Source organism: Pseudomonas sp. B392_1p, assembly GCF_052245235.1.
GTDB classification, from domain to species: Bacteria; Pseudomonadota; Gammaproteobacteria; order Pseudomonadales; family Pseudomonadaceae; genus Serpens; species Serpens gallinarum.
The window spans coordinates 125,438-142,431 of record NZ_JBQPXM010000001.1 but is presented as its reverse complement, the minus strand read 5'-3'; the positions used below and the strand labels follow the sequence as shown (position 1 = coordinate 142,431).

Here is a 16,994-nt window from a genome sequence, read left to right as displayed (position 1 = left end):
TGCAGACCCTGCGCTCAGTGCAGGCCCTGGATATAGCTGGACAGCGCGGCGATGTCCTTGTTGCTCAGTTTGGCAGCAATGGAACGCATGATCATCGTGTCGCCATCGTTGGTGCGCACACCTTCACGGAAATCAGTCAGCTGCTTGGCGACATAGGTTGCGTGCTGCCCGCCCAGTGCCGGGTAGGCTGCCGGAGCGTTGCCCTTGCCGTCCGGAGCGTGGCAGCCGATGCACGAAGGCATGCCTTCGGCCAGCTTGCCACCGCGATACAGCGCGGCACCACGCTCAACCAGAGCCGGGTCGGCGGCGCCGACGCTGATTTTCTGGCTGGAGTAGTACGCGGCAATATCAGCCAGATCCTGGTCGCTGAAGGGGTCCAGCATGCCGGTCATTTCCAGCACCTTACGGCCTACGCCCTCGGGGGCACCGGGAGTGGAACCGGCCTTGATGTCTTTCATCTGCTTGAGCAGGTAACGCTCACCCTGGCCCGCCAGCTTCGGAAAGTTCGGCGCAGCGCTGTTGCCGTCCGCGTTGTGGCAGGCGCCACAGAGTGCAACTTTGGTCTGGCCGGCTGCAGCATCGCCAGCAGCTTGTGCCATACCAGTGATTCCCAGGGTCAACAGCAGACTCACGAGTACTTTGTTCATCAGCTAATCCAATAACGGCTAAGGGTGAGAGGGGCTTTTGGAGTTACGTGCTCATCCGCTTCGATGACGGCCTTGTAGTCCTCGACAGAGCAATCCATCCACATGCCGCTCGGCGGCATGGCGTTGAATCCATTGACGACATGGGGGTACCGGAGTGTCCATGCCTTATCCAGCAGCAGTTTCAGGCAGTATCGCCCTGTGTGTAGCGCCATGGGCAACTGTCTTTTAAGGCAGACGCTGCAGCTACGCTCAAAAGACCGTTTGCGGATAGTGTGCGGCCTGAGCGTGAATTACCAGCCCATCGCCACACAACCACGGAACAAAGCGCACACAAAATCTGCGGCATTATATACTTGCGTCGCTGAAACGGAAACGAAACCGCCGCCTGCGACGCCGAGTCGCACCCCTGGAAAGCCCATGTCAACCAAGAATCCGATCCTCGGCCTGTGCCAACAGGCCGCCTTTCTCATCAGTGCCGCCAAGGTTGATCAATGCCCGCCGGACGAAGGTCTGGAGGTGGCGTTCGCCGGACGTTCCAATGCCGGCAAGTCCAGCGCGCTGAATACCCTGACCCATGCCAGCCTGGCGCGCACCTCGAAAACCCCAGGCCGTACGCAGTTGCTCAACTTCTTCGCACTGGATGGACAGCGTCGCCTGGTCGACTTGCCTGGTTATGGCTACGCCAAAGTGCCGATTCCACTCAAGCTGCACTGGCAAAAGCACCTGGAAGCCTACTTGGGCAGCCGCAATAGCCTGGCGGGCCTGATCCTCCTGATGGATATCCGCCATCCGCTCACCGAGTTCGATCGCCTGATGCTCGACTGGTCGCAGGCCAGCGGGATGCCCCTGCACATCTTGCTGACCAAGGCCGACAAGCTGGCTTTCGGCGCGGCCAAGAATGCGCTGCTCAAGGTGCAGAAAGACGTGCGCGACGGCTGGGGCGAGGAGGTCAGCGTCCAGCTGTTCTCGGCCCCCAAGCGCCAGGGCATTGATGAAGCGCTGGCGGTACTGGCCAACTGGCTGGAGCTCGGCCAGGACGAGAATGCAGCCGAACAGGAGCAGCAGCAGGGCTGAACAACAGCTGCGTTGCGCCCGGTTTACTCACGTTTTACAGGCAAAAAAAAACCTCGAACTTCGTATGGGGAGGGGAAGTTCGAGGTTCAAATCCGAACCGCTATGGCGAGGCCCGGATATCTGCCAACACTAAACACAACAAGGAGCAATGAACGGCTTCACCCATTCAAGGCGTCTGACCGAGGATGCTCCGCAATAGTTCAATCGCCCTATAAAAAAATCGCCGAAGCAGCATGGATGTCCGGCGATTTTTGTTTAAAGGGGGCCGAGAAGGCGGTTGCCCAGCTTGGCGGACCCGGTCTAATCAGTGTGCTTCGTCCCAGTTGTTACCCATGCCTGCCTCAACCAGGAGCGGCACGGCCAGCTCAGCGGCATGACTCATCAGGGAGATAACCTGCTCACGCACCTGATCGAGCAGCTCTTCACGCACCTCCAGCACCAGTTCGTCGTGCACCTGCAAAATCACGCGCGCATCCAGGCCGCTGTTCTGCAGCCAGGTATCCACCGCCACCATGGCGCGTTTCATGATGTCCGCCGCAGTACCCTGCATGGGTGCGTTGATGGCGGTACGCTCCGCCGCCTTGCGCATCGCGCCGTTCTTCGCGTTGATCTCCGGAAGGTACAGACGACGGCCGAACAGCGTCTCGACGTACCCTTGGGCGGCGGCTTGCTCGCGGGTGCGTTCCATGTAAGCGAGCACACCGGGATAGCGAGCGAAGTAGCGGTCGATATAGGCCTGGGCCTCCTTGCGGTCGACACCGATCTGCTTGGCCAGGCCAAAGGCGCTCATGCCGTAGATCAAGCCGAAATTGATCGCCTTGGAGCTGCGCCGCTGATCATGACTAACCTGATCCAGCGGGACGCCGAACACCTCAGCGGCGGTCGCGCGGTGCACGTCCAGATTGTTCTGGAAGGCATGCAGCAGGCCGGCATCCTGGGCCAGGTGGGCCATGATGCGCAGCTCGATCTGCGAGTAGTCGGCGGCCAGCAGCTTGTAACCCTCGGGCGCGATGAACGCCTGACGAATGCGCCGCCCTTCGGCGGTGCGGATCGGGATGTTCTGCAGGTTCGGGTCTTGGGAAGACAAACGCCCGGTCGCCGTGACGGCCTGTTGGTAGCTGGTGTGGATGCGTCCCGTCTGCGGGTTGATCTGTTCGGGCAGGCGGTCGGTGTAAGTGCTCTTCAACTTGCTCAGGCTGCGGTACTGCATCAGTACCTTAGGCAGCTCATACTCCTGCTCGGCCAGTTCGGCGAGCACGCTTTCAGCGGTAGAAGGTTGCCCCTTGGCGGTTTTGCTCAGGACAGGCAAGCCGAGCTTTTCGTAGAGAATCACCCCCAACTGCTTAGGCGAGCCAAGATTGAATTCTTCGCCGGCAATGGCAAAGGCTTCGCGCTCCAGCTGCACCAGACGCTCGCCCAGTTCGCGGCTGTGTTCGCCGAGCAGCTTGGCATCCACCAGCGCACCTTGGCGCTCGATACGCGCCAGCACCGGCATCAGCGGCATTTCGATGTCGCTGAGCACACTGGCCAGGCTCGGCACCGCCTGCAGCTTGGGCCACAGACTCTGATGCAGGCGCAGAGTGAGATCGGCATCCTCGGCCGCAAAGGGACCGGCCTGCTCCAGGGCAATCTGGTCGAACGTCAGCTGCTTGGCACCCTTGCCGGCAATATCCTCGAAGCGGATGGTGCCGTGGTTCAAGTACTTCAGCGCCAGGGCGTCCATGTTGTGGCGCGTGGCGACGGAGTCCAGCACATAGGATTCGAGCAGGGTGTCGAACGCCAGGCCGCGCACCTCGATGCCATAGCGCGCCAGCACATTCATGTCGAATTTACCGTGCTGGGTGACCTTGGCCCTGGCCGGGTCTTCCAGCAACGGCTTGAGGGCCGCAAGTACTCTTTCACGGTCCAGCTGCTGCGGCACACCCATGTAGGTATGGGCCAGCGGCACATAAGCCGCCTCATGGCTGTCGACCGCGAAGGACAAGCCGACCAGCAACGCCTGCTGGGCGTCCTCGCCCGCGGTTTTGGTGTCGAAGGCGAACAGCGGGGCAGCGCGCAACTTGTCCAGCCAGGCGTCGAAACGGGCCGGATCGAGCACGGTTTCGTAGCGGCTCTCGGTGTCGACGAGCGCTGCGTCGGCTTCGAGTGCCGCCGGCTCGGCGAACAGGTCGCCGCTGGCGCCCGGCTGACTCGGCGCGGGGGCCGGCGGCGCCTTGCGCAGCAGTTCATTGAGCCAGGTCTTGAATTCCAGCTCACGGTACAACTCGATCAGCGCCGCGTCATCCGTTGCCCCGGGGTGCAGCTGTTCGATCTCGATATCCAGCGGCACGTCCAGCTTGATGGTGGCCAGCTGGTAAGAGAGGTACGCCATCTCCCGATGTTCGGCGAGCTTGGCGCCGAGGGTCTTGGCGCCGCGAATCGGCAGCTCGGCGACCTTGTCGAGATTGGCATACAGCCCGTCCAGACCACCGGGAATCCCGGTCAGGAGGCCCAGCGCGGTTTTCTCGCCGACCCCCGGCACGCCGGGAATGTTATCGACCTTGTCGCCCATCAGCGCGAGGAAGTCGATGATCAGTTCGGGACCGACGCCGAATTTGCTCTTAACACCTTCGACGTCATAGACGCTGCCGGTCATGGTGTTGACCAAGCTGACATGGGGGCAGACCAATTGCGCCATGTCCTTGTCGCCGGTGGAAATCACCACGTCGCGGCTCTGCGCGGCACATTGGCGGGCGAGGGTGCCGATCACGTCGTCGGCCTCGACTCCTTCGACGCACAGCAGCGGCAGGCCGAGGGCTTGCACACTCGCGTGCAGCGGTTCGATCTGCAGGCGCAGCTCATCGGGCATCGACGGCCGGTTGGCCTTGTAGTCGGCGAACAGTTCATCGCGGAAGGTGCCGCCCTTGGCATCGAACACCACGGCAAAGGGGCTGTCCGGGTACTGCTTGCGCAGGCTGAGCAGCATGTTCAGCACGCCCTTGACCGCACCGGTCGGCAGGCCTTTGGAGGTGGTCAGCGGCGGTAGGGCGTGGAAGGCGCGATACAGATAGGAGGAACCGTCCACCAGGACGAGGGGCACTTGACTCATGTGCAGGGCAACCTTTTGCACGGGCCCGGCGCTAGAATGACCGAACCAACGAATTGATAACTGAGGGACAAGGTTACCATGCGCGTTCTCAAACCTTTGCTGCTGGCAAGTCTGCTGGCGTTGCCACTGAGCGGCTTCGCCCAGGACCCGGTGGATGCCGACCCCGACGTGACCATTCGCCAGCAGGGCGACAGGACCATCGAGGAGTACCGTGTGAACGGCTTCCTCTATGCGATCAAGATCACCCCGAAAAACGGCAAGCCCTATTTCCTGGTACGCGCCGATGGCGATGACGGCAATTTCGTGCGTGCCGACCAGCCGGACCTGCTGATCCCGTCCTGGAAAATCTTCAGCTGGTAGGTGTGCCATGTCAGTCTTTACGCCACTCGAACAACACGAACTGGAAACCTTCCTGGCCCCCTACGGGTTGGGGCGGTTGCATGAATTCCAGGGCATCGCCGCCGGCACCGAAAACAGCAACTTCTTTGTCAGCCTGGAAGGCGGCGAATTCGTACTGACCCTGGTCGAACGTGGCCCGGTGGGCGACCTGCCGTTTTTCATCGAGCTGCTCGATGTGCTGCACCAGGCCAACCTCGCAGTGCCCTACGCGCTGCGCGATCGCGACGGCATGGCGCTGCGCTCGCTGGCTGAAAAACCCGCGCTGCTGCAACCGCGCCTGCCGGGCAGCCATGTCAGCGACCCCAATCCGCACCATTGCGCGGAAGTCGGCGACTGGCTGGCGCAACTGCACCTGGCCACCCGCGAGCGGGTTCTGGAACGTCCCAGCGATCGCGGCCTGGCGTGGATGCTGGAGCAAGGGCCCAGCCTGGCCCTGAGCCTGCCCGATGAACAATTGCCGCTGTTGCGCGATGCCCTGGCGGAAATCCAGGCACTGTTACCGCGCCTGCAGACCCTGCCTCGCGCCAACTTGCACGCCGATTTATTCCGCGACAACGTGCTGTTCGAAGGCACGCACCTGACCGGCGTGATCGACTTTTATAACGCCTGCTCAGGTCCGATGCTCTACGACTTGGCGATCACCGTGAACGACTGGTGTTCGACGCTGGACGGTCCACTCGACCCGGCGCGCACCCAAGCCCTGTTGGGAGCCTATTCGACGCAGCGCCATTTCACCCCGGCTGAAGCCGAACTCTGGCCGGCCATGTTGCGTATCGCCTGCGTGCGCTTCTGGCTGTCGCGGCTGATCGCTGCGGAAGAAAATGCCGGCCGCACCGTACTGATCAAGAATCCCGACGAGTTCCGCTGCTTGCTGGAGGCCCGCCAACAGGTCGACAGCGCGCTGCCCTTCGCGCTGTAGCGAGGGCATTTTGGCGGGACGGGGCGTTGACGATAAGCAAGGCCTATCGCCCCGTTCAGAGCTCCTCATCTTCCTCGCTGGATACCTCGGGTTACACTGGCGCCTCGTTTTCAGTCCGGGTCCGATCATGGCTAATATTCCCACCCTTGCTGCCGAACTGCGCAGCGCCTGGGCCGCCCAGGCGCGCGCCAATCCACTGATTGCCCTCGGGCTGGCCGGGACCAGTCTGGCACTACTGTGCCTGGTGATCGCCAGTGTTTACAGCGCGGTCAGCAACGGTAACCAGACCAACCTCGGCTACGCCTTCATTGGCGGCACGGCCGGGTTTGTCACCACGTCCCTGGGTGCGCTACTGGCCGTCGCCCTGACCAGCATTTCAACCCGCACCCAGGACAGCATGCTCGGCTTCGCCGCCGGCATGATGCTCGCCGCCAGTGCCTTTTCCCTGATTCTGCCCGGACTGGCTGCCGCCGAAACCATTTTTGGCAATGCGCCCGCCGCCGCGCTGACAGTGGTGATCGGCCTGGGCCTAGGCGTGCTTCTGATGCTCGGCCTCGACTACTTCACCCCACACGAGCACGAAAGCACCGGCCCGTGCGGCCCGGATTGCGTGCGTTTGAACCGGGTCTGGCTGTTCGTGCTGGCCATCGCCCTGCACAACATCCCGGAAGGCATGGCCATCGGCGTGAGTTTCGCCCACGGCGATATGACCGTCGGTCTGCCGCTGACCAGCGCCATCGCCATTCAGGACATTCCCGAAGGCCTGGCCGTGGCCTTGGCCCTGCGCGCCATCGGCCAGTCGATGCTGCGCTCGGTGCTGATTGCTGCAGCCTCCGGGCTCATGGAGCCCATCGGCGCATTGCTTGGCATCGGCATTTCCAGCGGGTTTGCCATTGCCTACCCGGTCAGTCTGGGCCTGGCTGCCGGCGCGATGATCTTCGTGGTCTCCCACGAGGTAATCCCGGAAACCCACCGCAACGGTCATCAGACCCCGGCCACTGTCGGCCTGATGGTGGGGTTTGCGGTAATGATGTTTCTGGATACGGCGTTGGGCTAACGCCTGGCGTTAGGATTGCGAACCAACCGCTGGCTTGCGCCACACGCTGGCCAACCAGGGCTGTTGTTCACGTGGCAGCCCGGCGGGGCGGTAATAGTGCTCCAGCTCTTCGAACCCGGCCGCCAGCAGTAGCCCGCGCCAGCGCGGCCAGTCGTGCCACACGCCGTAGCGCTCGCCCTGCCAGCCTTCATCGTTGCGTCCACGCGGGTTGGAGCTGAACAGCGCGCCGCCGGGCTTCAGGCAGGCATACAACTGACCGAGCACGCGCGGCAGGTCGGCGGCAGGGATGTGGAACAACGAGGCATTGGCGAACACGCCGTCAAAGCGCTCGCCGGGCAGGTCGAGTTGTAGAAAATCCTGCTGCCACACCTCGCAACCGCTGTCTTCTCGCGCCATGGCGACAAAGTCGGCGCAGCCGTCCAGGCCCACCGGCGCGTGGCCCAGCGCCTTGAAGGCGGCCAGGTCCCGGCCTGGGCCGCAGCCGAAATCCAAAATGGCCAGCGGTGCAGATGCCGGTAAATGGCGCAGCAGCGCCTCGATGTTCTGTCGTACATCGTGATCGCGCGTGCCTTCGCGGAAGGCTTCGGCATTGCGCTGGTAATGGGCGAGGGTGATGCGGCTGGTGTCTTTCATCGTTTCAGCATGGCACGCATGTTGGCCAGCGCATCATTGCCGCGCGCGGCCCTGACCTCCTGCGGGGCTTCTTCCTGGCCTTCCCAGACCAGATCCTCGCTGGGCAGCTCATCGAGGAAGCGGCTCGGCAGGCAGTCGATGATCTCGCCGTATTGCTTGCGCTTGGCGGCGAAGGTCATGGTCAGGTTACGCTTGGCGCGGGTGATGCCGACATAGGCCAGGCGGCGTTCTTCCTCGATGGTGTCGGCTTCGATGCTGGAACGGTGCGGAAGGATTTCCTCCTCCACGCCAAGGATATACACCGAAGGGAATTCCAGGCCCTTGGAGGCATGCAGGGTCATCATCTGCACGCCCTCGGCGCCGTCTTCCTCTTCCTGCTGGCGCTCGAGCATGTCGCGCAGCACCAGCTTGCCGATGGCGTCCTCGATGGTCATATCACCCTCTTCGTCCTTCTCCAGGGTGTTCTTCAGCGCCTCGATCAGGAACCAGACGTTGCCCATGCGGTACTCGGCGACCTTGTCGCTGGAGGCGTTCTGCCGCAGCCAGGTCTCGTAATCGATATCCATGACCATGCTGCGCAGCGCGCCGATGGGGTCATCTTCGGCGCACTGCTGGCGCAGCTTGTCCATGTAGCGCTTGAAACGGCCCAGACGCTCGGTGTAACGGCTGTCCAGATGCTCGGCAAGGCCGAGTTCATCACTGGCGGCGTACATGGAGATCTTGCGCTCGGTGGCGTAGTTGCCGAGCTTTTCCAGGGTGGTCGAGCCGATTTCCCGGCGCGGCACGTTGATCACCCGCAGGAAGGCGTTGTCGTCGTCCGGATTGACCAGCAGACGGAAGTAGCTCATCAGGTCCTTCACCTCCTGGCGGGCGAAGAAACTGGTGCCGCCGGACAGGCGATAGGGAATCTGGTGGTGCTGCAACTTCAGCTCCATCAGCTTGGCCTGGTAGTTGCCGCGATAGAGGATGGCGAAATCGCTGTACGGGCGCTGGGTGCGCAGGTGCTCGGTGAGGATTTCCAGGGCCACGCGCTCGGCTTCGGCATCCTCGTTGCGGCAACGGATCACGCGGATCTCGTCGCCGTGGCCCATCTCGCTCCACAGCTGCTTTTCGAACACGTGCGGGTTGTTGGCAATGAGGATGTTGGCGCACTTGAGGATGCGGCTGGTGGAGCGGTAATTCTGCTCGAGCATCACCACCTTGAGCGACGGATAGTCCTCCTTCAACTGCATGAGGTTTTCCGGTCGCGCGCCGCGCCAGGCATAGATCGACTGATCGTCATCGCCGACCACGGTGAACTGGCGGCGCTGTCCCACCAGCAGTTTTACCAGCAGGTACTGACTGGCGTTGGTGTCCTGGTATTCGTCCACCAGCAGGTAGCGGATGCGGTTCTGCCATTTTTCCAGAATGTCGGCGTGCTCCTGGAACAGCTTCACTGGCAGCAGGATCAGGTCGTCGAAGTCCACCGCGTTGTACGCCTTGAGCGTGCGCTGGTAATGCAGGTAGACGATGGCGGCGGTCTGCTCCTTGGGATTGCGTGCTGTTTCCAGGGCTTCTTCAGGCATGATCAGGTCGTTCTTCCAGGCGCCAATCAGGTTCTTCACCTCGTCTGCGCCATCGTCACCGGCATACTCCTTCTGCATGATGTCGCTGAGCAGCGCCTTGATATCGCCCTCGTCGAAGATCGAAAAGCCGGGCTTGTAACCCAGGCGCGCGTATTCCTTGCGGATGATGTTCATGCCCAGGTTGTGGAAGGTCGACACCGTCAGACCCTTGCCCTCGCTGCCACGCAGCAGGCTGCCGACGCGCTCTTTCATTTCGCGCGCAGCCTTGTTGGTGAAGGTCATGGCCACGATGTGCCGGGCCTGGATGCCGCACTGCTGGATCAGATAAGCGATCTTGCGGGTGATCACGCTGGTCTTGCCGGAGCCGGCACCCGCCAGCACCAGCATCGGACCGCTGACGTAGTGCACCGCTTCCTGTTGGCGGGGATTGAGTCGGGACATGAATACCGTGCCTGAAAAACGCGAGCCGGCGATTCTAGCAGGCGAGCGGCAGGCACTGCTGAGCTCGGTGATCCATGTCATGGTTTGGCCCAGAAGGCGGAACGGCATAGACTAGCAGCGCAGGCCCTATGCCATTATTCGTATTCTCTGTGCCGAGACGACCCGAAATATGCGTAAGTTCAGCCGTTTTCCGTTTATCAAAGGTCTGCGGATCGATGTCATCGATACCGTCCGAGGACAATCCCTGGGCTATGCGGCCGATGTGTCGTTGGGAGGCCTGCGCCTGATCGGTGCGGAGCCGCTGGTGGCAGGCGAGGAATATCAGCTGCAGCTCAACATCCCGGCCAACAAGGTGCTGCCGCAGCAGGAAATCCCCATACAGGTGGTCGTGCAGTGGTCGCGCAAGAACTTTCGCCGCGGCTATGAGCAGGGGCTGAAGCTGACCGAGTCCTCGCGGGCTTTCGAAAACCTGGTCAAGTCCCTGAGCCATACCCTGGGGTTATCGGACACCAGTCTGCCCAGACGCCGCTGACGTTGCGTGAGTGAAGGCGGGGTGGATGGTCAGCGCATCCACCCCAACCCACTAGCCCAGCGTACCGACAATCTTCACACCGACTTTTTCCGGAATCTCGTTCTGCGAAAGCACGTGCAGGCCGGGGCTGAACACCCGTGCGTAACGGGCCAGCAGCGGGCGCAGCTGCGGCATCACAGTGAGGACCGGCGGGTGGCCGTCCTTGCGCAGGCGCTCCTTGACCACCGGCATGCTGGTCTGCAGCTGGTTGAGCAGCGCCGGGTCGACGGGAATGTTGTCCAGGCTGACCGGGCCCTGCTGCTGGGCGATGCCCAGGGCGCCAAGCAAGGTGTTTTCCAGCGCGCCTTCCAGCACAAATACGCCCAGCTCGCTGCGCTCACCGGCGATCATCGACACGATGGTGCGGCGCAGCGCATAGCGCACGTCAGACGCCAGCAAGATAGGGTCCTTGGTGGTTTCGCTGGACTCCAGCAGCGTGGTGGCGATGGTGACGATATCGCGCAGCGGCACTTCTTCCTGCAGCAACTGGCGGTAAACACGATGCTGCTGCGTATAGCTCAGCGCCCCCTTGAGGTGCTCGGCGAGCTTGGGCGCCTGCAGGGTGAGACGCTGCATCAGCTGGTCGACATCGTCATGCTTGAAGATCTCGCCCAGGTTTTCGCGAATGATCTTGTTCATGTGCGTGGCCACTACGCTGGCACAGTCGATCACCTGATAACCCAGGTTCAGCGCCTTGCTCTTCTGGCCCGGCTCGATCCACACCACTTGCATGCGGTAGGCCGGGTCGTTGCCGAGGATGCCGTCGATCTCGCCATAGGTTTGCGGCGAAGGAATGGCCATCAGCCGGTCGGCGTGCAGCTCGGTGCCGTCGATGCGCTCGCCGTTGATGTAAATCGCATACTGCGACGCCTTCAGGCGCAGGCTGTCGCGAATGTGCACTTCCGGCAGCAGGAAGCCGAGCTGCTCGGACAACGTCTGGCGCACGCCGCGAATCCGCTGTGGCAGCGGCGCGCCGCTGGCCTCGTTGACCAGGCCAACCAGTTTGTAGCCCAGGGAAATGGACAGCCGCTCGACCAGCGGGATGTCTTCCCAGGCCAGGCTCTGCGGCTTGTCCTGACGCAGGTCCTGGCTCAGTGCGGTGATCTTCTCGAGGCTTTGCGCCTCGTCCACCGGCAGGGTTTTCGAGACTTTCCACGCGACAAAGCCGATCAGTGCCGCGAAGCTGAAAAACGCCAGGTGCGGCATGCCGGGAATCATCGCCAGCACGGCGATAACGCCGGCCACGGTGTAGAGCACCGGCGGCTGGGCGAGCATCTGCCGACGGACCAGGCTGGTGATGTCGGCCGACTCGTTGGTGCGGGTGATGATGATCGCTGCCGCGGTGGACAGCAAAATGGCCGGAATCTGCGAGGCCAGGCCGTCACCGATGCTCAGCAGGGCATACAGGCGGAACGCGTCGCCGGCGGACAGGTCATGCACCAGCATGCCGATGGCGAAACCGCCGAACAGGTTGATCAGCAGAATCAGGATGCCGGCGATGGCGTCGCCGCGCACGAATTTCGCCGCCCCGTCCATGGCGCCGTAGAACTCGGACTCCTTGGCCACGTCGCGGCGACGCTTGCGTGCGTCGTCCTGGCCGATCAGCCCGGCGTTGAGGTCGGCGTCGATGGCCATCTGCTTGCCAGGCAATGCGTCCAGGGTGAAGCGCGCGGTCACCTCGGCGATGCGCTCACCACCCTTGGTGATCACCATGAAGTTAACGATGGTGAGGATCACGAACACGATCATGCCGACAATGAAGTTGCCGCCGATCACCACTTCGCCGAAGGCCTCGATCACCTTGCCCGCGGCATCGGTGCCGTTGTGCCCTTCAAGCAGCACGATACGCGTCGAGGCCACGTTCAGGCAAAGACGCAGCAGCGTGGTGATCAGAATCACCGTAGGCAACAGCGAGAAGTCCAGCGGCGTGCGGGTCGATACACACACCAGCAACACCAGCACCGCCATGCCGATGTTAAAGGTGAACAGGATGTCGAGCATCAGCGGCGGCAGCGGCAGGATGATCATCGACAGGATGGACAGGACGACCAGCGGGATGCCGATACGGCCGCTGCGCAAGGTGGGCATGAACTGCTGCAAAAGACTCATGATGGCACTCGGTTGGCAAGGGCTTCGGGAATGGGCAGGTCTTGCGGCAACACCGGCTGTTTACGCCGGCCTTGTCGATAGGCCTTGAGTTGCAACACGTACGTCAGTACGTGGGCGACCGCCTGATACAGCGGTGCGGGAATCTGTTGATTGACCTGGGTGGTGAAGTACACCGCACGGGCCAGCGGTGGCATTTCCACCACTTCGATGGCCAGCTTGGCGGCCAGCTCGCGAATGAACAGCGCGGTTTCGTCGTGCCCTTTGGCAATCACAAAGGGCGCCTGGGCTTTGCGGGTGTCGTACTTGAGGGCCACCGCGTAGTGCAACGGGTTGGTGATCACCACATCGGCGTCTTTCAACACCTTACTGATTTGCCGCTGCGCCAGTTGGCGCTGCAACTGCTTGATCTTGGCCTTGACCTCAGGCTTGCCCTCCATGTTCTTGTGCTCTTCCTTGCGTTCCTGCTTGGTCATGCGCATTTTTTTCATGAACAGGAAGCGCTGCAGCGGCACGTCGATCATCGCGAACAGGACGAACACCGCCATCAGCGTCAGCAGCAAATCGAAGGTTAGCGAGAACGCGCTGCCGATCGCGGTGAACAGGTCGGTTTTTTGCAGGGCGATCAGCCGCGGCAGGGTGTAGACCATCTGCAGCCAGGCGATGGCGATCAGCACGATGATCTTCAGCAGCGACTTGAGAAAGTCGGTGAGGTTCTGCAGCGAGACGATGCGTTTCAGGCCGGTCAGCGGGTTGATCTTGTCGAGTTTGAAGTGAAAGTTCTTCGAGGCGAACATCCAGCCGCTGGGAATCATGCCGAAGATCACCACAATGAAGGGCGCCAGAGCCAGCGGCAGTAGCACTTTGACGAACAGCAGCAGGTTCAGGGTGAGCAGCGTGGTCAGGTCGTCCAGGCCGATTTCGCTGTGATGGAAATTGATGTAGGAGGCGGCGAAGATCTGCTGCAGACCGTCGAACATGAATTCGAAGAAAAAGCGCAGCAACAGCAAGGTGGCGAGCAGCGACACCATGGTGGCCAAGTCGCGGGAACGGGTCACCTGTCCATCGTCGCGGCTCTTTTTGAGTTTCTGCGCGGTAGCTTCTTCAGTTTTTTCCTGAGACGAATTCTGCTCAGCCATCACCGCCTCGCTGCAGCAGGATGGCCAGGTTGTCGAGCACCTGGCGGCTGAGGTTCAGGTAGCTCTCCGGCAGGTAAGGCACGATCAGCGACAGGCACAGCATGCCGACCAGGATGGTGACCGGAAAACCCAGGGAAAACAGATTCATCGCCGGGGAAATACGGTTCAGCAAGCCGAAGCAGAACTGCACCAGGAACATGCTGAACACCACCGGAATCGAGATCAGCAGGGCGGCGGCAAACACCCAGGCCAGGGCGTGCACCAGAGCATTCAAGCCGAAATAATGCAGCCCACTGCCCACCGGCCAGTACAGAAAGCTCTGATAAACAATGCTTAGCAATAAAAGGTGGCCATCAATGGCGAAGAACACCAAGCCCAGCAGGATATAAAAGACCTGATAGAGAATCGGTGAGGACGACACGCCGTTGACCGGGTCGTTCATCTGCGCCATGGCCATGCCCATCTGCGTCGACATCACCGCGCCGACGATGCTGAACACCGCGAACACCAGCTGCAGCATCAGGCCCAGCAGCATGCCGAACAGAATCTGCTCCGCCGTGGCCAGGGCACCGGCGAGCGACAGCACGTCGATCTGCGGCGGCGCGGGCAGTGAGCCGGCCACCGCCGCGCTGATCACCAGGGCCAGCAGCAGGCGGATTTTCGGCGACACCGCCTTGTGGCGAAACATCGGCGCGACGCTCATCGCCGCCGCGATGCGGCAGAACGGCCACCAGAACACCTGCAGAGCCAGCAGCCATTGGCTGACATGGAACAGCGCCTGACTCGAATTCATCGGTTCAACCGACCAGGCCGCCCGCCTGGCGAAAGCTCTCGATGAACAGCTCGCTGAGGGTGCGCAGAATCCAGTGGCCAGCGACGATGAGCATGGTCAGCGTAATCAGCAAGCGTGGCAGGAAGCTCAGCATCTGTTCGTTGATCTGCGTGGCCGCCTGGAAAATAGCCACCAGCAGACCACCCAACAGGCTCGGCACCACCAGGACGCAGACGATCAGCCCGGTGATCTGTACGGCATGGGTGATGATGTTGACGGCGATATCGGGGGTCAGCATGACGAGACCTCTAGAACGGCTGAATGCTACTGGTCAGCGTGCCGACCAACAGGGTCCAGCCATCGACCAGCACAAACACCATCAGCTTGAATGGCAGGGAAATCATCATCGGCGAGAGCATCATCATGCCCATGGCCATGAGTACGCTGGCCACCACCAGGTCGATGACCAGGAACGGCACAAAGATCATGAAGCCGAGCTGGAAGGCGGTTTTCAGTTCGCTGAGCACGAAGGCCGGCAACAGCAGGCTGAAGTCCAGGTCCTTCAAGTCGGCAGGCTGTTCTTCCTTGGCCAAGTCGAGGATGGTCTGCAAGGCGGTCTGGTTGGTCTGCGCCAGCATGAAACCGGACATGCTTTGCTTGGCCACCTCCAGGCCTTGCTCCAGGCTGATCGCGTCGTTCTGGAACGGCTCGTAGGCATTGGCGTAGATGTCTTGCCACACGGGCCGCATGACCAGCAGCGTGATCGCCAGGGCGATGCCGATCATCACGTTGTTGGGCGGGCTCTGCTGCAGGCCCATGGCTTGACGCAGGATAGCCAGAACGATGATGAAACGCGTGAAGCAGGTCATCAGCATCAGCATCGCCGGCAGCAGGCCGAGCAAGGTCATCAGCACCAGGATCTGCAGCTTGACGCTGAGGGTCTGGCCGTCTTCGGTGTCGTTGAAGTTGAACAGGGTAATCTCGCCGTTGGCCGCCTGGGCCGCCATGGGCAGCAGGGCGGTGCCGACCAGGGCCAGGACCGCCAGCAGACGAGCCGGGATCATGACTTCAGACCGGCCAGACCGTTGCCGATGAGCTCAAGAATGCGCAGGCCGTAATTGCCATTGAGCACCACCACTTCGGCCTTGGCAAAGGGCGCACCGTTGACCTTGACGTCCAGCGGCTCGCCGGCCAGCTTGTCGAGGGCGATCACGCTCTGCACGTCCACCGCCAGTAGATCCTGCAGCGGAACTTCCACCGAGGCCACTTCCAGGGTGACATGCACGGGGATCTTGCCGAAGAAGCTCAGGTCCTGCTGCGGCAGGCTGGGCGTCGAGACCACGGGTTCGCTGTTGGTCGCCGCTTCGGGCTGTTCAGCGAGGCTCAGCTCGCCGTCATTGATCAGGGATTCAAATTCGCTGTTCGACAGTTGGCCGGTCATGGGGTTTTCACACTTTCCAAAGAGGTTAGAAACAGGCTGCCGTTGTCTTCGAAGATGCTGCCACGGAACAGACGTTGCTGATTGACGCGCACTTCGACGGGGTCTTGCAGGCGGGCCGCAATAATGTCACCAGGACGCAGGGCCAGCACTTCAGACAGGTTCATCTGCAAGGAAGCGACCACGCAATCCAGGTGTAACGGCAGGCGCTTGATCTGCTCCAGCGGATCGAAATTGCAGACCGATGCAGGGCGCTCGCTGAGTCGGCTGGTCAGTTCATCGACCATGTCGTGGTCCAGGTACAGGAACAACGATGACTCTTGCTGGCTGTGGTGGCTCAGGTAACGGAACTCGGCGATGTATTCCCACTGCACCTGTTCATAGGCGTTTTCGTAGCGCTCCAGCTGGCCGAGCGACTGGCCGCCCAGCACCATGCGCGCGAACATGTCTGCCACATCCTTGCCCAGCCGCTCACTTAAGCGCTGCTCGGAGGTATTGGGCGGTGGCAGGTTTCCGGTGGCGGGTGAACTGCCGCCGTAATAGCACTCGAGTATTTCCGCGAGGAGCACACGGTCGATGGAGAAACCGATACGTCCGAACGCACTTGCATAGGTCAGCGCCGGTTCTGCGGCCAGGCTTTCATGCACCTCGACCTGGCCCAGCTCGATATTGATGCGAAAACTGCGTAAAAAATAATCGCTGATAATACGCGGATGCTTACTGGCGCTTTCCTTTATATAAATCGGCACCTTGTGATAGTGTCGACCCAGTTTATGCGGCTTCAACCGGATCAAACTGTCTGCCGGCACATCATGTTGGACTTTTGAGTGGCCAGTCATGTTGTGGATCTATCCTGAAGTTGGTTCGCGGCCTGTGGCGGATCGGTCAAACTCGCAAGGTTTATATGCGGTCGAGTCTGACTGCATCGAGCACACAACCTTTATGTAGGCTCGCGTCGTTGGAACAATGCCTTGTGAGCGCGTCCATTTGTGATTCATAACACTATCGGCGAGAGGCGCCGAAACTTAAATCAAAAAAGATCAAAACCGCGTTTGAGTTGATTTTGATCTTTCTGATGCAATTTAATCTGCTTGAACCTGTTCAGGGCTGGCAAATTGCTGCTAGTTTGCGCGGGTTGCTGCAAG

General features: G+C 61.3%; 16 protein-coding genes. 5 read left to right on the top strand and 11 right to left on the bottom strand.

Annotated features, from left to right (window positions below):
* Nucleotides 1-14 precede the first annotated feature (14 nt).
* Nucleotides 15-647 carry a c-type cytochrome gene (locus tag ACTV8E_RS00685; RefSeq protein ID WP_273538491.1) on the bottom strand — a complete coding sequence of 211 codons (633 nt, stop codon included), beginning with the start codon at nt 645-647 and terminating at the stop codon, nt 15-17.
* 417 nt (nt 648-1,064) lie between these two features.
* On the opposite strand from ACTV8E_RS00685, the gene yihA reads away from it, so the two are divergent.
* Nucleotides 1,065-1,721, top strand: a complete 657-nt coding sequence (yihA, locus tag ACTV8E_RS00680) for a ribosome biogenesis GTP-binding protein YihA/YsxC (RefSeq protein WP_443198145.1) — start codon at nt 1,065-1,067, stop codon at nt 1,719-1,721.
* 304 nt (nt 1,722-2,025) lie between these two features.
* Here yihA and polA read toward each other — a convergent pair whose 3' ends face one another.
* Nucleotides 2,026-4,809 (bottom strand): DNA polymerase I, encoded by a 2,784-nt coding sequence (gene polA, locus ACTV8E_RS00675; protein WP_443198144.1) that lies wholly within the window; start codon nt 4,807-4,809, stop codon nt 2,026-2,028.
* Between the two features lie 78 nt (nt 4,810-4,887).
* Between polA and ACTV8E_RS00670 the strand changes: the two genes are divergently transcribed.
* From ACTV8E_RS00670 to ACTV8E_RS00660, 3 genes are all read left to right on the top strand, one after another.
* Nucleotides 4,888-5,169 (top strand): DUF2782 domain-containing protein, encoded by a 282-nt coding sequence (locus tag ACTV8E_RS00670; protein WP_273538494.1) that lies wholly within the window; start codon nt 4,888-4,890, stop codon nt 5,167-5,169.
* 7 nt (nt 5,170-5,176) lie between these two features.
* The gene (locus ACTV8E_RS00665) at nt 5,177-6,127 is read left to right on the top strand and encodes a homoserine kinase (protein ID WP_443198143.1); all 951 of its coding nucleotides are present in this window, start codon (nt 5,177-5,179) and stop codon (nt 6,125-6,127) included.
* A 127-nt stretch (nt 6,128-6,254) separates the two neighbouring features.
* Nucleotides 6,255-7,184: a ZIP family metal transporter gene (locus ACTV8E_RS00660; RefSeq protein WP_443198142.1), complete on the top strand. Its 930-nt coding sequence runs from the start codon at nt 6,255-6,257 to the stop codon at nt 7,182-7,184.
* A gap of 9 nt (nt 7,185-7,193) precedes the next feature.
* Here the strand turns inward: ACTV8E_RS00660 and ACTV8E_RS00655 are convergent, their stop codons facing one another.
* A complete protein-coding gene (locus ACTV8E_RS00655) occupies nt 7,194-7,817 on the bottom strand; it encodes a class I SAM-dependent methyltransferase (protein ID WP_443198141.1) in 624 nt (207 codons plus the stop codon).
* Nucleotides 7,814-9,823: a DNA helicase Rep gene (gene rep / locus ACTV8E_RS00650; RefSeq protein ID WP_443198140.1), complete on the bottom strand. Its 2,010-nt coding sequence runs from the start codon at nt 9,821-9,823 to the stop codon at nt 7,814-7,816. The genes ACTV8E_RS00655 and rep overlap by 4 nt, the downstream gene beginning before the upstream one ends.
* A 169-nt stretch (nt 9,824-9,992) precedes the next feature.
* Here rep and ACTV8E_RS00645 point away from each other — a divergent pair, with 169 nt between their 5' ends.
* Complete coding sequence (locus ACTV8E_RS00645; RefSeq protein WP_251835492.1) at nt 9,993-10,355, top strand: PilZ domain-containing protein; 363 nt, start codon at nt 9,993-9,995, stop codon at nt 10,353-10,355.
* A 51-nt stretch (nt 10,356-10,406) separates the two neighbouring features.
* Here ACTV8E_RS00645 and ACTV8E_RS00640 read toward each other — a convergent pair whose 3' ends face one another.
* From ACTV8E_RS00640 to ACTV8E_RS00610, 7 genes are read right to left on the bottom strand one after another with little or no spacing between them, the layout of a single operon-like run.
* Nucleotides 10,407-12,503: a flagellar biosynthesis protein FlhA gene (locus ACTV8E_RS00640; protein ID WP_443198139.1), complete on the bottom strand. Its 2,097-nt coding sequence runs from the start codon at nt 12,501-12,503 to the stop codon at nt 10,407-10,409.
* Nucleotides 12,500-13,639 (bottom strand): flagellar biosynthesis protein FlhB, encoded by a 1,140-nt coding sequence (gene flhB, locus ACTV8E_RS00635; RefSeq protein WP_443198138.1) that lies wholly within the window; start codon nt 13,637-13,639, stop codon nt 12,500-12,502. The genes ACTV8E_RS00640 and flhB overlap by 4 nt, the downstream gene beginning before the upstream one ends.
* Nucleotides 13,632-14,432 (bottom strand): flagellar biosynthetic protein FliR, encoded by an 801-nt coding sequence (fliR, locus tag ACTV8E_RS00630; protein WP_443198137.1) that lies wholly within the window; start codon nt 14,430-14,432, stop codon nt 13,632-13,634. Before fliR ends, flhB begins: the two co-directional genes overlap by 8 nt.
* A 4-nt stretch (nt 14,433-14,436) precedes the next feature.
* Nucleotides 14,437-14,709, bottom strand: a complete 273-nt coding sequence (locus ACTV8E_RS00625) for a flagellar biosynthetic protein FliQ (RefSeq protein ID WP_433962674.1) — start codon at nt 14,707-14,709, stop codon at nt 14,437-14,439.
* Nucleotides 14,710-14,719: 10 nt separating this feature from the next.
* Nucleotides 14,720-15,475: a flagellar type III secretion system pore protein FliP gene (fliP, locus tag ACTV8E_RS00620; RefSeq protein WP_251835488.1), complete on the bottom strand. Its 756-nt coding sequence runs from the start codon at nt 15,473-15,475 to the stop codon at nt 14,720-14,722.
* The gene (locus ACTV8E_RS00615; protein WP_251835487.1) at nt 15,472-15,852 is read right to left on the bottom strand and encodes a flagellar motor switch protein FliN; all 381 of its coding nucleotides are present in this window, start codon (nt 15,850-15,852) and stop codon (nt 15,472-15,474) included. Before ACTV8E_RS00615 ends, fliP begins: the two co-directional genes overlap by 4 nt.
* Nucleotides 15,849-16,688, bottom strand: a complete 840-nt coding sequence (locus ACTV8E_RS00610) for a FliM/FliN family flagellar motor switch protein (protein WP_251835486.1) — start codon at nt 16,686-16,688, stop codon at nt 15,849-15,851. The genes ACTV8E_RS00615 and ACTV8E_RS00610 overlap by 4 nt, the downstream gene beginning before the upstream one ends.
* Between the last annotated feature and the right edge of the window lie 306 nt (nt 16,689-16,994).

Bases quoted from the DNA above. Each gene is read 5' to 3' on its own strand.
- ACTV8E_RS00660 (WP_443198142.1), top strand. From the start codon at position 6,255: ATGGCTAATATTCCCACCCTTGCTGCCGAACTGCGCAGCGCCTGGGCC.
- rep (WP_443198140.1), bottom strand. From the start codon at position 9,823: ATGTCCCGACTCAATCCCCGCCAACAGGAAGCGGTGCACTACGTCAGC.
- fliP (WP_251835488.1), bottom strand. From the start codon at position 15,475: ATGATCCCGGCTCGTCTGCTGGCGGTCCTGGCCCTGGTCGGCACCGCC.
- ACTV8E_RS00640 (WP_443198139.1), bottom strand. From the start codon at position 12,503: ATGAGTCTTTTGCAGCAGTTCATGCCCACCTTGCGCAGCGGCCGTATC.
- fliR (WP_443198137.1), bottom strand. From the start codon at position 14,432: ATGAATTCGAGTCAGGCGCTGTTCCATGTCAGCCAATGGCTGCTGGCT.
- ACTV8E_RS00645 (WP_251835492.1), top strand. From the start codon at position 9,993: ATGCGTAAGTTCAGCCGTTTTCCGTTTATCAAAGGTCTGCGGATCGAT.
- polA (WP_443198144.1), bottom strand. From the start codon at position 4,809: ATGAGTCAAGTGCCCCTCGTCCTGGTGGACGGTTCCTCCTATCTGTAT.
- ACTV8E_RS00610 (WP_251835486.1), bottom strand. From the start codon at position 16,688: ATGACTGGCCACTCAAAAGTCCAACATGATGTGCCGGCAGACAGTTTG.
- ACTV8E_RS00670 (WP_273538494.1), top strand. From the start codon at position 4,888: ATGCGCGTTCTCAAACCTTTGCTGCTGGCAAGTCTGCTGGCGTTGCCA.
- ACTV8E_RS00685 (WP_273538491.1), bottom strand. From the start codon at position 647: ATGAACAAAGTACTCGTGAGTCTGCTGTTGACCCTGGGAATCACTGGT.
- yihA (WP_443198145.1), top strand. From the start codon at position 1,065: ATGTCAACCAAGAATCCGATCCTCGGCCTGTGCCAACAGGCCGCCTTT.
- ACTV8E_RS00615 (WP_251835487.1), bottom strand. From the start codon at position 15,852: ATGACCGGCCAACTGTCGAACAGCGAATTTGAATCCCTGATCAATGAC.
- ACTV8E_RS00665 (WP_443198143.1), top strand. From the start codon at position 5,177: ATGTCAGTCTTTACGCCACTCGAACAACACGAACTGGAAACCTTCCTG.
- ACTV8E_RS00655 (WP_443198141.1), bottom strand. From the start codon at position 7,817: ATGAAAGACACCAGCCGCATCACCCTCGCCCATTACCAGCGCAATGCC.
- ACTV8E_RS00625 (WP_433962674.1), bottom strand. From the start codon at position 14,709: ATGCTGACCCCCGATATCGCCGTCAACATCATCACCCATGCCGTACAG.
- flhB (WP_443198138.1), bottom strand. From the start codon at position 13,639: ATGGCTGAGCAGAATTCGTCTCAGGAAAAAACTGAAGAAGCTACCGCG.